Below are 13,894 nucleotides of genomic sequence, written 5' to 3' on the forward strand. Positions count from 1 at the left end.
CGCAAGGACCCGCCGAAGCGGGCCCTCCCCCCAGCCACCGAAGCGGCTGGGGGGATATGGCCGCAGGGTATATCCCCCGTGTCACAAGCGCCACTGACCCGGCGGGAACGGCCAAGCCGCCCGGAACGTCGACGGGTCAGATGACGCCGGTTACCTCGAATTCACGGAACTCCGTCTCGAGCTGTGGCGACTCTTGCTGATCGTCGCACAACGGCTGGCCGAGGATCTGCACGATGTCGGGTAGTGCGAGGCCGGCGAACGCAGCCGCGGTCGGCGGTGACATGACTTCGGTCACGACCGCTCGGCGCAGCATCCGCAAGAACGACCTGGGGAAGCGCTGAATCCTCCCCAGCTTGGCGTTACGCACATCCTCTTCGGGATGGATCGCGTACCCGAGCGCTCGCGCAAGCGACCCCGGACGAACCGTCGCCCTGAACTCGGCGTAGGTGTCTTGCGTGATCGCATTCATCTGGCGCAGCCTCACCAGCGCCGTCGGCCATGACACGTTGAAGTACCGCTGGATTTCGATGACGTCGACGGATTCGACGATGCGAGGCGGCAAACCGAGCTCCTCCGCAAACCGTCGAACACCCGCGCTGGGCATCAGAAACTCGCCGGCGAACCCATCAGCGAAGCTCTCGCGCGGACCGGCACCATGGCACAGGACCCGGTTCGTCTCGACGCTGTGGAACAGCGCATGCGCCAGCTCATGGGCGACCGCAAATCGCTGCCGACCCGGCGTCATGTCGAGATTGACCAAGATTCCGAAGCCCATCTCGGGGTGCTTGAGGAACGCCCCTGAGGGTGCTCGACGCAGATCGGCACCGAGTGGCGCGCGATAAATCGCAATGCCCAGCGACCCGCATATCGGGTCAAGATCCAAGATCGGGGCAGAGCCCAGGCCGAGGTGGGCGCGAACCTCCTCCGCCTTGCGGCGGATGTCGTCCTTCTGGGAATACTTCTGCCGATGCACGAACGGGCTCTGGGTGAGGCTCCGGATGGGTTCGTTCAGGATTCCGACCAACTCAGCGAATCGGTCCAGGAATTGGACGAACTCGCCGACACCCAGAGCAGCGACAGGATCGACCGCATCGTCGGCGCGCAGCAGCATGCCGACCAAGCCGTCAGTTGCCGGTTCGACGTCGCAACCCTCCAGGAGATCGACGGGTTCGATGCCGTAGAGCCGCGCCAGCGCGCTCAGCTGGCGGTCGTTGGGGACGCGCGCACCGGTTTCCCAGTACGACACCATCACGCGGCTGACACCCAAAGCGGCTCCCACATCGTCTTGGGAGTACCGCGTTCGTCTGCGAGAGCGTGTGAGAACCTCGTGGAGCAGGCTCACCTCATCGTCCCCCTCCAGCCGAATGTGTTACGCAATTCTCCATAGAGTTGCAATACTCATAATGGTTGGGCCTTGTCGGCAGGAGCGGGTCTGACCCGAGTTGCAACCGGCCCCTCGTGGTGCCCTGCGGTGGATCTGTCGGCTTTCTCTGGTCGGCGGGGCGCGCACCGACCGGCCCGACGGATGTGACCCGATAGGAGCCTTGTAAGCCACACCGTGAGTGTTCTGTCCGCCGTCGCGGCCGGTGGCGCCCCCGACAGTGAGATGACCACAAGGAGGCATCACCATCATGACACAGGACCACCCCGGCGTATTCGGCGGGGTCGACACCCACAAGCACACCCATGTCGCCGCCGTCCTCGACGGCGCCGGACGGGTCTTGGGCAGCGCCGCGTTCGACGCGGACACCGCCGGCTACACGGCGCTGCTGGGATGGCTCGGCGGCCACGGCAGCGTCGAGCGCGTCGGCGTGGAGGGAACCGGCTCCTACGGCGCGGGCCTCGCCCGGCACCTCGCGGCTGCCGGCGTCGACGTCGTCGATGTGAACCGCCCGAACCGCCAGATGCGCCGCCGCCGCGGCAAGACCGACACCGTCGACGCGGAGGCAGCGGCGCGGGCCGCGCTCAACGGCTGTGCCGCAGTGGTGCCCAAGAGCGCCGACGGGTGCGTCGAGGCGATCAGGACCCTGCGTGTGGCGCGCCGCTCCGCGGTCAAGGCCCGCACCGTCGCCGCCAACCAGATCGACGCTGTCGTCGTGACCGCCCCCGAGCCCGTCAAAGACCGCCTGCGGGCACTGAACACGGCCCGCACCGTCGAGGCCTGCGCCCGGATGCGGCCCGACACAGACGGTGATCTCGTCCGCGCTGCGGCCAAGCGGGCGCTGCGCTCCCTGGCCCGCCGCCACCAGGCTCTCACCGCGGAGATCAAGCACCTCGACGCCGAGCTGCGCCGCCTGTGCGAACGAGCCAACCCGGCGCTGCTGGGCGCTTGCGGCGTCGGCGCGGAGACCGCGGCCGCGCTGCTCGTCGCCGCCGGCGACAACCCCGAGCGGCTGCGCAGCGAGGCGTCCTTCGCCGCCCTGTGCGGCACCAGCCCCATCGAGGCGTCCTCAGGCCGAACGGTGCGCCACCGGCTCAACCGCGGCGGCAACCGCCAGGCCAACAACGCACTGTGGCGCATCGCGATGGTCCGCCTGCGCGTCGACGAGCGCAGCATCGCCTACGCCGCCCGCCTCACCGCCGAGGGCAAGACCCGACGCGAGATACTCCGCTGCCTCAAACGCCACATCGCACGCGAGGTCTACAAGCTGATCATCGACCCGCCCGACGTCGCCCACGGAGCGGACCTGCGCCGCCACCGCACCCAACGAGGGCTCACCATCCACCAGACAGCCCGAGCCCTCGGAGCCGCACCCAACCGGATATCCGAACTCGAAAGAGGCATCATCCACAACCGCGACCTCGCCGAACGCTACCAGCGACACCTCGCACAGACCGGGAGTTGACAAACATAGGAGCATCCATCGTAACTACCTCTGCTTGCGCCCCGTTTCGCAATCGAGACTTCGATCCCCACAACGCTGGGTACAGGCCAAACCTGGCGTGGTAGCCGTCAACACCCAATGACGCTGCGCGGGTGCCGACGACCCGTGCGGCCCAGCTCTTCGGAGAATTCGCTTCCTTGGACGGACGGGCGTCCCATACAGTCGATGGCATGGCGAAGGCGACCGTGCGGCTCACCGACGAAGACCGTCAACTCCTCGAACGGCTCGCTCCGGAATTCGGTGGCAAGACGGCGACCGTGCGCGAGGCGCTGCAGCGACTTGGGGCCGAACACGACCGCAAGGTGGCCTTCGACGCCTTCCTGAAAGCGTGGGACGAGGAGGACGGCCCCCTCAGCAACGAGGAGATCTCCGCCGTGGCCCAGCGCTGCGGCCTGTGATTCTCGACGCCGGCTTCCTCATCTCGATAGATCGTGGAGATCACGAGACGCGCGCTGTCTTCCACAGCGAGAACGCTCCGCGCTCCTTGCACACGAGCCACCCTGTCGTCGCACAGGTCTGGCGAGACGGCGCTACCCAAGCACGATTAGCTGCCTTCCTCAAGCATGTGACGATTCACGCACTCGACGACGGTCCAGCAGTTGGCCGATTGCTGGCTCGATCTCGAACGTCCGATGTCGTGGACGCACATCTCGTCGTGCTGGCCGTGCGCCTCAAGGAAGATGTACTGACGGGGGACGCCGACGATCTCACAGGCATCAGCAGCACACTCGGAGCCACCGGCCCACTCATTCACCCTTGGCCCCGCTAGCCCTGATTATTCACGAGTCGGGCGGACTGGTTTGTCTGGGTCCGCGGAAAAGCCCCTCTGACCTGCGACGATACGTGTCTGCAATGAACGCATCCGCGAGTTCAGGGGGGCATCTCCGAGGTGAAACTTAGCAGTGTCACAAACGCGCGTCTGGCAGGCGGCGGGGACCGTGTCGTGTGGGGCGCGGGGTTGTTCGCTCTGGGCGGGTTCGCGGACCGTGTCGGGCTGACCGAGGCGCTGTCGGCCGCGGTTCCCCCACGCGGCGAGCGCGCCCCGGTTCATGACCGGGGCCGGGTGCTGGTCCATGCGTTGTTGATGCTGGCCGGCGGCGGTGAGGCGTGCACCGACATCGAGCATCTGCGTGCTCAGCGGGAGCTGTTCGGCGACGTCGCGTCGGACTCGACGCTGTACCGCACCCTCACGGGCCTGGGCGCGAGCGGCGCCGCGGCGCTTTTGGGCGCGGCCGCAGCGGTGCGCGAGCCGTTGTGGGCCTCCGCCGACCGCAGCAGGCCGCTGGTGGTCGACATCGACTCGACATTGGTGGAGGTCCACTCGGAGAACAAGGCCGGAGCTGCGCCGCATTACAAGGGCGGGTTCGGGTTCCATCCGATGATCTGCTCCACCGCGCAGGGGGAGCCGCTGTGGCTAAAGCAGCGGCCGGGCAACGCCGCCGCGAACCACATCGGCGATCATCTCGAAGTGCTCGACGCCGCGGTGGCGATGCTGCCCGCGCCTGACGCCGCAGGGCACCGCGAAGGCGACGACCCCGACCTCGTGGAGCGTCCGCTGGTGGTGCGCATCGACACCGGGGGATGCTCAGCGAAACTCGCCGAAGGGCTGCGGGACCGCAGCATCGGCTATGCGATCTCGGCGCGGTCCGCCCCAGCCATCCAAGCCGCGATCCGCGGCGCCTTGGGCGAGCCGGGCCGCTGGCACAACGCCCCAAAGCGCCCCGATCAGCGCAAACGGCGCGGCGCTCAGGTCGCGGAGCTCACCGATCTGGCGGACCTGTCGGGCTGGCCCGAGCGCACCCGGCTCGTGGTGCGCCGCGAGCCGCTGCACCCCGGAGCGCAGCGCAGCCTGTTCCCCAGCGAGAACTTCCGCTACTGGGGGTCCTGCACCGACCAGACCGGCCACCCCGCACAGCTGGACAAGCTGATGCGCTCACACGCCGACATCGAGGACGCCGTGCGCCGGCTCAAAGACAGCGGCCTTGCGCGCATGCCGTTCACCGACTGGCACGCGAACAGCACCTGGGCCGCCATGTGCATGACCGGCCTCGCGCTCGTGGGATGGTTCCAAACAGCCTGCCTCACCGGCGCGCTCGCCAAAGCGGCCCCCAAACGGCTCCGCTGGCAGCTATGGCACCTTCCCGCCCTGGTGTGCCACAGCGCACGGCGCGTCCTATTGCGGCTGCCCGAACAGCACCCCGGCGCCCGAGCACTGCTCGCCATCGCCCACCCCCGCTGAACCCCCAGCCGACCAGTTCCGCGCCACGCCCGCCGCAGCGGGACAGCCCCACCACGCCCGCACCCCCACCCGGTCCCGCCCGCGCACCAAAACCGAGCCCAACCGCTCCCCTCCCACAACCCCGCCGACACCCAAACAGCCCCACACCGCCAAACAAGGCCCACAACACGCCAAAAAGACGACCAGCAGAATTCTCATGAATAATCAGGGCTAGAGCAACACACTGGCGGATCGTGGAGCCCACGGCCTGATTGCCGAGAGGCTGACCGACGGGGCTGCGCGATGTCGGGCACGGCGAACCCGGTGAACACTTCCGCCGCGGGCGGCAACGGTCCACGAGGCGCTGCAGCGCCTCGCAGCCGATCAGGATCGCAAGGAGGCGCTCAGCGCATTCCTCGAGGCATGGGAAGCCGAGGACGGACCCCTCACCGAGGAAGAGGTCTCTGCGATGGCCAAGCGCTACGGCCTGTAATCCTCGATGCCGGTGTTCTGATCTCGGTTGAACGCGGCGAGCGCGGCCCCCTTGCCCGACGTCAGGCTCGCCGCGGAGTGGCAACCCTCATGTCGGCAGCAGCCGGAGCGTCGGCGGGGGCGTAGACGTGCACCGCTGCCTCAAGGCCTTGGAGCTTGTCCTCGATCAGCGGTCGCACGTCGGCCCAGTCCAGCCCACCGTTGCCGCAGCCGAGCGGGGGCAGGGCAATCGAGGTGATCCTGAGTTCGGCGATGACGGCCCGCAGATCGTCGAGGCCGGCTTCCAGATCACTGATGCGTGAACGGGAGCGCCAGTGGCCCTTCGTTGGAAAGTTGACGATCCAGCAGGGCCGGGTGAGCTGGCCGTTGTCGAACACGAACATCTTCCCGAGGACGACTTCCTTGCGCTTGCAAGCCTGCTCGTAGGCCTTGAAGTTGGCCGGGAACGCCTTCTTGAACTGCAGCGCAATGCCTTTGCCCATCACGCCGACCGTGTTGACGGTGTTCACGAGCGCATCTACGTCGGCATCAAGCAGATTGCCGCTTGCTTCGGTGAAGTGCGTCATCAGAAGTACCACCCGCGCCAGACAGCCAACTCCGCTATGGCCCCGACGGTAGTCAGCGCTGGGGCGTCGCTACCTGTTGCTCTCTTCCGCCAGTAGGGGCGCAGGTGGCGCTTTGGCGTTCGGCGCCGGCAGTCCACGAACCTCTCCGCAGGACAACACGCGCTCACACCCGGCACAGCAGCCGGCGTCGTGTCCTCCAAGCTCTGCGGTCACCACCCCTTGCGCACCACGCTGAGAATTCGCTTGACACGACAAATCATGTGGCTACGGTCGTGACATGAGCGAACTCGGGCCGCTGCTGGAGCGAGCGTGCGAGCTGAACAAGCTGTTCGCCGAACGCGGGGACAATGCGGTCATCCGCTACCTGAGGCTGCTCCCTGCTCATCCAGCGACCGACGAGCGTCTGCTCGACGTCGTCATCGAAATGCCCCCATATCGCCCCGCTCTTGTCTGGTCCCAGGAAATCCTCGAGCCGCTGTACACAGCCGTCGAATACTCACTCGGCGAGTTGATGCCGGTCAGCTGCCGATTCATGACGGCCGAAGACCTGAAGGATCCGATCCAGCGCGAAGGGGAGCCGGTACCAGTGCCCACCGAGATGGCGAGCGGTACGTCTCGACAATGATCGATCCGACGGAACTTGTCGCAGTCGCCAGGAACATGCTCGAGCCGCCTGGCGGCAATCCTTCCGAGGCGGCCGTTCGTCGATCGATGTCCACCTCGTACTACGCGCTCTTCTGGGCGCTCAACGCGGAGGTCGCGGCCCCGTTTCAGTCACGAGTTCACGCCGCCGCCCACCGCCTCGCGGAACACGGCGTCGCCGTCGACGCGTGCCGGCGTCTCGCTCGTCCCCACTCAACGGTGCCGTGGCTGACGGGTTCAGTGGTGTGCGATTCTGCGTTGCGAAGCTTCGCCCTTGCGTTCATCCAACTCCAGCAAGACCGTCTTCGAGCTGACTACGACACCAGTCAAGTGCTGATCGAAAGCGAAGCTCGAGCGAACCTGGACCGCGCCGAAAGCGCCCTTGATGCGTTGCGGGATGCTCGGCGCCGCGTGCCCGAACAGGTCCAAGCACTTTGCGTCGCAAGCATCGCTCGATCTCCGAGCCGTGTCATTCACAGCTAATCGAGTCGTGCCGACGACAGTTGTAGCCGTGGGTCCAGTGCCCGCGGTGGCTCCCCGGCCAGCGATAGCTGTCCCTGACCCGGTCCACCTCTCCGAAACGTCGCGTCCAAACACATTCGGCGTGGACGCAATTCGAGTCGGCTTTCAACCTGCGGCGGCCCTCGCGTAGCGGATGAAGATTTGCGTCGCTGCACTGTGTGATTTCGCGCAGGTTCGGGAGAGTCTGCTGACCGTCGCTTCGGCAGGCATCACGCGGGTGTGGAGACCTCAGTACCCGGCCCCTATGGGGCTCATGCTGGCCCTCGTCATCGAAGTCGCACCGGCGGAAGCCGCTTTGCCTCGCGAAATTCGAATTCGGGTCGAAGACAGCGACGGCAAACGTCTTGCCGAGTCGTCGGGGGGCTTCCAAGTCGACCTTCCATCAGAAGGAAATGACCCTGGGGAGGTGCTGATGCTCCCGTTCGCCATCGATTTTCGGGGCGTAGAGCTGCCAGCGGCGGGCCGGTATCAGGTCGTTGTCGATCTCATGACTGCGGACATCAAAGAATCAGTGCTCGCATTTCGCGCCGGATTTCCGAGCAAGGCGGGTCACCGGCAGCACCATCGTCCACGTCTCAGCGCTGAAGTCCTAGCCAGCCCGTCAGGCGCCGATACGCGTCTCGGCCGCTGCGGCCTCACGAGCCCAACGCATGACATCTGCCGGGACATTCTCCAACGCGCGCCGATTCGCTGCCCTTTTCGGCTCGGCCTAACACGCTCTCTTGCTACGCGATACGCAAGCCCTGGGGAAACGACGAGCGCGACAAGGACGATTCCCGCTGCGCCCTGACCCAAAGTTACTGATCCTTCGAAGCAGCAGCCTGCGAGGAGTCCTGAGATGCAGGCTTCGGCTCCGGGACTCGATCAGCTGGTGGAGGCGATTCGACACCCGGCACGCGCATATGACCGAAGCGATGCTCTTCTCTGCGACCGCCATTGCCTCGGGACATGTCAGACACCCCTGTTCTGGACCCAACCTAACGAACGGCGGCTACGTCGGCGAAGTCGATTGCGGATGCCCGCACTCTGCCGCCCATCCAAGTCCACTTCAGGCACCTCGAAAGTGGGCGCGGTCAGGGTTCCCGAGGCATCCCCAAAGCCGACAGGACTGCGCTTTGCCACGGTCTTGCACGCCGAAGAAGACACTTGCCATCCGTGCTCAGGGACAGCGAAGGGGAATTCCGCAAGCCACGGGCTCGGCAAGAACGCAAGGGCCCGCCGAAGCGGGTCCACCACCCGGCTGCTTCGCTGTTCGCGGCCGGCCAACTCTGAGCTCAAGAAACCCAGGCAACGGGGCGACACTGGCCCAATACAGTCGATGGCATGGCCAGGAGAACGGTGCGACTGGACGACGAAGGCCGAAAGATTCTCGAACGGCTCGCGCCCAAGTTCGGCGGCAAGACGGCCACCATCCACGAAGCGCTGGAGCGGCTCGCCGCGGACCACGATCGTAAGGTGGCCTTCGATGCGTTCATGAAGGCCTGGGAGGAAGAGGACGGCCCACTCAGCGATCAGGAAATCTCCGCCATGGCCAAGCGTTGCGGCCTGTGATCCTTGACGCCGGTGTCCTGATCTCGGTAGAGCCAGGCAACCGGAGTGCGCGTGGCTTGATCGCTGGCGAAGGCGTCGCCCGACCGCTCCACGCCACCCGCCGCGGCCGCCCCCGGTGACAGGCGGGGATACGCTCGGCCTATGCCGCACATCACGGTGCTGCTCTCAGACGCCCAGGCGCGAACCTTGAGACAGCGCGCTCGAGCGGCTCAGCGTCCATCCGATGAGATCCTGCGCGACATCGTCACAACCGCGCTTGACGAAGGCAGTGAAGACATCGGGGACCTGGATGAAGAAGCCATCGATCAAGCGTTCGCCGAGTTCGCCGCCGCCTACCCGGTTCTGAGCGACAGACTCTTCGCATCGGACCCGGATCTCGGCACCGAGCACCACGACGGCGGTGATGCCGATTGGCCAACGGAATCGGAGCAGCAAGACGCAGACGTACCTCTGGCTTCCGCCGATCCAGTCGCGGCGTCGTCCGACGACGCGAGTCGTGCAGGATCGGCGCTGACCAGCAGTCACATTGATCAAGCGTTCGGCATCTTGGCTGATCAGTACGAGGAGATCGCAGAGGGCTTGTTCCCGAGCGAAGATCCGCACAGTGCCGATCACCTTGAGAGTCAAGACAGGCATTCCGCGGCTGATAAATCCCGCGCACATGTTTCCTGGTTCACGCTGACCAAGTAACTCCCTGTTGGCAGCCAAACTGTTCGCGGCCGACCAACTCTGAGCTCAAGAAACCCAGGCAACGGGGCGACACAGGCCCAATACAGTCGACGGCATGGCCAGGAGAACGGTGCGACTGGACGACGAAGGCCGACAGATCCTCGAACGGCTCGCTCCGGCATTCGGCGGCACGACCGCCACGGTTCGCGAGGCGCTGCGTCGACTTGCCGCTGATCAAGATCGCAAGGAGGCGCTCAGCGCCTTTCTTGCGGAGTGGGCCCAAGAGAGCGGACCGCCTGATGAGGAAGCAGTCGCAGCGATGGCCGAGCGCTACGGACTGTGATCCTCGACGCCGGCTTCTTGATCTCAGTGGTTCGGGGCGAGGATTCGGCACAGACCCTTCTCGCGACGCGCAGGCTTGATCCCTCGTTGCACACCACACACCCAGTTCTCGCGCAGGTCTGGCGTGATGGCGCCCAAGGTGCACCGCTGGCCCTGAGCCCTCTCCGAGCCGGGGTCGCCCGTGTGAGGAATACCGCGGTCGCCGGCACTGCCGGTGCTGCATGCATGACCTCTTCGCTTGGTGGCTCGGGAGCCTCTTATGAAGGCGCTGGAGGGGGAGGCGGTGCTTTGGCGTTCGGCGCCCTCAATGTCCGGAAACAACGCCGGTGACTTCGAATTCGTCGAACTCCATCGCAAGGCGAGGCGACTCTTGCTCGACATCACCGAGCGGCTGGCCGAGAATCTGCACGATTTCGGGAAGCGCTAGCCCGGCGAACGCGGCTGCGGTCGGGGGCGACATCACTTCGGTGACGACTGCCTGTCGCAGCATCCGCAGGAACGATCTAGGGAATCGTTCGATCCCCGACGGCTCGACGCCTTGGACGTCGCCGCGATCGATTTCGTAGCCGAGCGATTGCGCCAACGACCTCGGGCGCACAGAGTTCCTGAGTTCGGCGTACGTGTCGTGCGTGATCGCATTCATCTGGCGAAGCCGCACCAGCGCTGTGGGCCATGACACCTTGAAGTACCGCTGGATGTGGATGATGTCGACGGGGTCGACGATGCGTGGTGGCAAACCGAGCTCTTCCACGAACCGTCGAACACCCGCGCTGGGCATCAGGAACTCGCCGGCGAACCCATCAGCGAAGCTCTCGCGCGGACCGGCGCCATGGCATAGGACCAGGTTGGTCTCGTCGCTGTGGAACAGCGCATGCGCTAGCTCGTGGGCGATCGCGAATCGCTGCCGACCCGGCGTCATGTCGAGATTCACCAAGATTCCAGATCCCATCTCGGGGTGCTTGAGGAACGCCCCTGACGGTGCTCGACGCAGATCGGCACCGAGTGGCGCACGGTATATCGCGATGCCCAGCGACCCGCATATCGGGTCAAGATCCAGGATCGGGGCAGAGCCCAGGCCGAGGTGGGCGCGAACCTCCGCCGACTTGCGGCGGATGTCGTCCTTCTGGGTGTACTTCTGCCGTTGTACGAACGGGCTCTGGGTGAGGCTCCGGATGGGTACGTTCAGAATTCCAGCCAACTCAGCGAATCGGTCCAGAAATTGGACGAACTCGCCGACACCCAGAACAGCGACAGGATCGACCGCCTCATCGGCGCGCAACAGCATGCCGACCAAGCCGTCAGTCGCCGGTTCGACGTCGCGACCCTCCAGGAGATCAACGGGTTCGGTGCCATAGAGCCGCGCCAGTGCGCTCAGCTGGCGGTCGTTGGGCACGCGCGTGCCAGTTTCCCAATACGACACCATCGCACGGCTGACACCCAAAGCGGCTCCCACATCGTCTTGGGAGTACCGCGCTCGTCTGCGAGAGCGAGTGAGAACCTCGTGGAGCAGGCTCACCTCATCGTCCTCCTCCAGCCGAATGTGTTACGCAATTGTCCATAGAGTTGCAATCATCGTAACTACCTCTGCTTGCGCCCCGTTTCGCAATCGAAACTTCGATCGCTGGTGTCTCCCCCTGATGACCGATCATTTGGCTAAGGCGGGCTCGGCAGCGCGCATCGATAGGCACATTGGATCGAAGCGGTCTCTGCCGCCCGCAACCCATCAATTCGGGCCGCGAGACAAACCGAGGCAGAACGCTTCCACGGCGACGATGCCTTCGGTGACAGCCTCTTCGTAGTCGATGCTGGCGTTGTTGAGGACGATCTGGTCGGCGTACGCCCGCGCGCCCTGGGCGCTTCGGTCAACGAAGTTCGCCGCGAGCTCATCCAGCTCAGTCCGCATTCCTGCGAGCTCGTCTGCGAACTGACGTCGAACCGCGCCCACTGCCCCTTGTAGGCCACCCTCGTCGTTGTGCAACAGCACAAACGCGATGTCGTACCAGTCCTTGGTGGCCCTTCTATCTCGCGCTGCAGCGGCCTTGGCGAGCAGAAAGCCGGCCAGACCGGTGACATACACCTCCACTGAGATCTCTGCGTCCCCCACAGCCGCGGTCATCTCTCGCGAAACGAAGTCGGCGGCAGCGAATCGGGTGCCTCGCAGATTGGCGGCGCCGAGCTGATCGCAGTCGTCGAAGGTGACCATTGCGCCGGATGGCTTGTCATCGAGGTCGGCGAGCATCTCGAACTTCACCTCGGTTCGGAGTCCCTCTGCGGTCGTCACCCACCTCCACACTTGTTTCTCCGACGGCGAGAACCCTGCGGCCACAAGCGCCTGCTCGAGACTTGCAGCGTTCACCAAACCGCTGGCGATTTCGAGATTGACCTGGACGTCGATGTCAGTTGTGCCCGCATGGCGCATATCGCTGGCGCTGCACAACAACTCGGGAACGAGCCCGCCGAGCACGACGAACTCCGGTCGTCGGCCGTACTCGTGCACAACCCGTACCAGTGCGCTCTCCGCAGCTTGACGGGCTGCGCGGCTTCGATCTGGCTCAGGATTCATCCAGGCTGCTCCTCAGGTGCTCGGCCGCTTCCTCGCCGCGCACCCCGACGCGTCGCAAATCGGCGTAGACGCGTGGCCATGGCGCAGTCCGCAATCCGTCGTGCATGTAAGCGAGCGTGTTGGTGCACTTCGACGGAAACGGGCGAAGCGTGAGCCGACCGGCGGGCATGGCTCGTAACTCCGAAACGGCGGCCGCTGCTTCCAAGCCCACAGTCGTCTTGGCGTCGACATAGACCTCGGCTCTGCCCACGTCGGTCAGCACAGGAGCCATCACTGCAGCGGCTGCGGTGCCGGTCGCGGCCCACGAGATGCCAGCCGCCTCCCAGGCACGGCCAGCCTCGACGACCCCCGCAATGACGTCCTGCCATGCGACGCCGACCGTGACGCTGATCTGGCGCTGTACTGCCTCGTCCGCCGCTTGCGCGTAGGCATCAAGCAGTCGGTCCCGGTCGGTGACGCGGCGCCCGGAACTGCGGCCTCGGGCAGCGTCGGCTTCGAGCAGGCCAAGATCGGCCATGAACCGCAGGGCATGAGCGCAGCTGCCCAACGAGAGACCAGTGGCGGCGTGGGTCGCTGCGACAGTTGCGTCAGTTCCGCACAGCAGTACTTCGGCGACGCAGAACGCCGACGGCGACCATCGATTCACCCGCTTGGGTTGCGAGGGTCGGCCGGGGCGGGACACGATGATCGAGCCGACGGCGATCTCTGCGGCACCGGTCTCGTCCGCCCAACCGATGCCCGCGTCGGACAACACACTCTTGGCGCCGGGTGACAGGCGACGGCCCACAACGATGTCGGGTAGCGGCTTGCGAGACAGCAGTTCGTGGATGTTGCGCAACCGTCCTTCTCCGACCCAGGACACTTCGAGCTGTCTCTCTCCAAGCTTGACGACCAGGCCTGTCCGCTGGGGGGTGATCTGCGGTTGGGCGCTTCGAGGCAGTACGTCGATAAGCGCCCGGGCGGCACGTTCGCCGCCTCCCGATGCTGCCTCGGCCGTCAGTTTGATGTCCTCGTCCGAATACTTCATAGCATCATTATATTTCACTGTCACGTTGAAGTATTACCATTTACTGAACATTAATTGAATTTCAGATTTCGCCGTGAACAACTGAGCCACTATTGAGCAATAGTCACTCGCCGCTGTGGAACGGCTCTACGACGAGGACTGCCAGCTCCTTGAGCGGCTCGCGCCCAAGTTCGGCGGCAGGATAAAAAGGCCACTGCGTGGGCGACCTCATGGTCACTGAATCGCTGGGACTGATACGGCTGATCAAACGGGTAGCGGTTGAATTCAATGAAGGGCTCTACGCCTCCGCCGACGCGTGTCCTGCCGATCTCCCTGAAGTCCGGGTCGGTTGCCAGCAGATGCCGGTTGATCTGATCCCGCTCGATCATGCCTGAGACAACCAGCCAAGCATGATCCTCACCATCGGGAGCCGCGAGC

At 65.3% G+C, this 13,894-nt stretch carries 16 protein-coding genes; 11 read left to right on the top strand and 5 right to left on the bottom strand.

The features are described 5' to 3' along the window. Positions 1-136: 136 nt before the first annotated feature. Positions 137-1,342, bottom strand: coding sequence for a helix-turn-helix domain-containing protein (locus ACOOHB_RS12650; RefSeq protein WP_420445199.1), 1,206 nt, complete (start codon positions 1,340-1,342; stop codon positions 137-139). 289 nt (positions 1,343-1,631) lie between these two features. Here ACOOHB_RS12650 and ACOOHB_RS12655 point away from each other — a divergent pair, with 289 nt between their 5' ends. The 4 genes from ACOOHB_RS12655 to ACOOHB_RS12670 all read left to right on the top strand — a co-directional run bounded on the left by ACOOHB_RS12655 (position 1,632) and on the right by ACOOHB_RS12670 (position 5,124). Continuing rightward, the gene (locus tag ACOOHB_RS12655) at positions 1,632-2,846 is read left to right on the top strand and encodes an IS110 family transposase (RefSeq protein WP_420445200.1); all 1,215 of its coding nucleotides are present in this window, start codon (positions 1,632-1,634) and stop codon (positions 2,844-2,846) included. Positions 2,847-3,055: 209 nt separating this feature from the next. Continuing rightward, positions 3,056-3,283 carry a hypothetical protein gene (locus ACOOHB_RS12660; protein WP_420445201.1) on the top strand — a complete coding sequence of 76 codons (228 nt, stop codon included), beginning with the start codon at positions 3,056-3,058 and terminating at the stop codon, positions 3,281-3,283. A gap of 167 nt (positions 3,284-3,450) precedes the next feature. After that, positions 3,451-3,654 carry a hypothetical protein gene (locus ACOOHB_RS12665; protein ID WP_420445202.1) on the top strand — a complete coding sequence of 68 codons (204 nt, stop codon included), beginning with the start codon at positions 3,451-3,453 and terminating at the stop codon, positions 3,652-3,654. 120 nt (positions 3,655-3,774) lie between these two features. After that, positions 3,775-5,124: an IS1380 family transposase gene (locus ACOOHB_RS12670; protein WP_420445203.1), complete on the top strand. Its 1,350-nt coding sequence runs from the start codon at positions 3,775-3,777 to the stop codon at positions 5,122-5,124. A gap of 533 nt (positions 5,125-5,657) precedes the next feature. On the opposite strand, the gene darG is transcribed toward ACOOHB_RS12670, so the two are convergent. Then, positions 5,658-6,161 carry a type II toxin-antitoxin system antitoxin DNA ADP-ribosyl glycohydrolase DarG gene (gene darG / locus ACOOHB_RS12675; RefSeq protein ID WP_420445204.1) on the bottom strand — a complete coding sequence of 168 codons (504 nt, stop codon included), beginning with the start codon at positions 6,159-6,161 and terminating at the stop codon, positions 5,658-5,660. Positions 6,162-6,438: 277 nt separating this feature from the next. Between darG and ACOOHB_RS12680 the strand changes: the two genes are divergently transcribed. The 6 genes from ACOOHB_RS12680 (at position 6,439) to ACOOHB_RS12705 (ending at position 9,888) form a co-directional block, all read left to right on the top strand. Beyond that, positions 6,439-6,786 (top strand): hypothetical protein, encoded by a 348-nt coding sequence (locus ACOOHB_RS12680; protein ID WP_420445205.1) that lies wholly within the window; start codon positions 6,439-6,441, stop codon positions 6,784-6,786. Then, positions 6,783-7,286, top strand: a complete 504-nt coding sequence (locus ACOOHB_RS12685; RefSeq protein WP_420445206.1) for a hypothetical protein — start codon at positions 6,783-6,785, stop codon at positions 7,284-7,286. Before ACOOHB_RS12680 ends, ACOOHB_RS12685 begins: the two co-directional genes overlap by 4 nt. Before the next feature lie 172 nt (positions 7,287-7,458). Then, the gene (locus ACOOHB_RS12690) at positions 7,459-8,115 is read left to right on the top strand and encodes a DUF6941 family protein (protein ID WP_420445207.1); all 657 of its coding nucleotides are present in this window, start codon (positions 7,459-7,461) and stop codon (positions 8,113-8,115) included. A 533-nt stretch (positions 8,116-8,648) separates the two neighbouring features. Beyond that, positions 8,649-8,876 (top strand): hypothetical protein, encoded by a 228-nt coding sequence (locus ACOOHB_RS12695; RefSeq protein WP_420445208.1) that lies wholly within the window; start codon positions 8,649-8,651, stop codon positions 8,874-8,876. Positions 8,877-9,017: 141 nt separating this feature from the next. Continuing rightward, positions 9,018-9,566: a hypothetical protein gene (locus ACOOHB_RS12700; RefSeq protein WP_420445209.1), complete on the top strand. Its 549-nt coding sequence runs from the start codon at positions 9,018-9,020 to the stop codon at positions 9,564-9,566. A 94-nt stretch (positions 9,567-9,660) separates the two neighbouring features. Beyond that, positions 9,661-9,888 carry a hypothetical protein gene (locus tag ACOOHB_RS12705; RefSeq protein WP_420445210.1) on the top strand — a complete coding sequence of 76 codons (228 nt, stop codon included), beginning with the start codon at positions 9,661-9,663 and terminating at the stop codon, positions 9,886-9,888. Between the two features lie 303 nt (positions 9,889-10,191). Here ACOOHB_RS12705 and ACOOHB_RS12710 read toward each other — a convergent pair whose 3' ends face one another. The 3 genes from ACOOHB_RS12710 to ACOOHB_RS12720 form a co-directional block, all read right to left on the bottom strand. After that, positions 10,192-11,403, bottom strand: coding sequence for a helix-turn-helix domain-containing protein (locus ACOOHB_RS12710; protein WP_420445211.1), 1,212 nt, complete (start codon positions 11,401-11,403; stop codon positions 10,192-10,194). A 207-nt stretch (positions 11,404-11,610) separates the two neighbouring features. After that, positions 11,611-12,450, bottom strand: a complete 840-nt coding sequence (locus ACOOHB_RS12715) for a hypothetical protein (RefSeq protein ID WP_420445212.1) — start codon at positions 12,448-12,450, stop codon at positions 11,611-11,613. After that, positions 12,440-13,477: a hypothetical protein gene (locus ACOOHB_RS12720; protein WP_420445213.1), complete on the bottom strand. Its 1,038-nt coding sequence runs from the start codon at positions 13,475-13,477 to the stop codon at positions 12,440-12,442. Before ACOOHB_RS12720 ends, ACOOHB_RS12715 begins: the two co-directional genes overlap by 11 nt. Positions 13,478-13,674: 197 nt before the next feature. Between ACOOHB_RS12720 and ACOOHB_RS12725 the strand changes: the two genes are divergently transcribed. Next, the gene (locus ACOOHB_RS12725; RefSeq protein WP_420445214.1) at positions 13,675-13,851 is read left to right on the top strand and encodes a hypothetical protein; all 177 of its coding nucleotides are present in this window, start codon (positions 13,675-13,677) and stop codon (positions 13,849-13,851) included. Positions 13,852-13,894 lie beyond the last annotated feature (43 nt).

This window comes from Candidatus Poriferisodalis sp. (genome assembly GCF_965215815.1).
In the GTDB taxonomy this organism is placed as follows: Bacteria; Actinomycetota; Acidimicrobiia; order Acidimicrobiales; family Poriferisodalaceae; genus Poriferisodalis.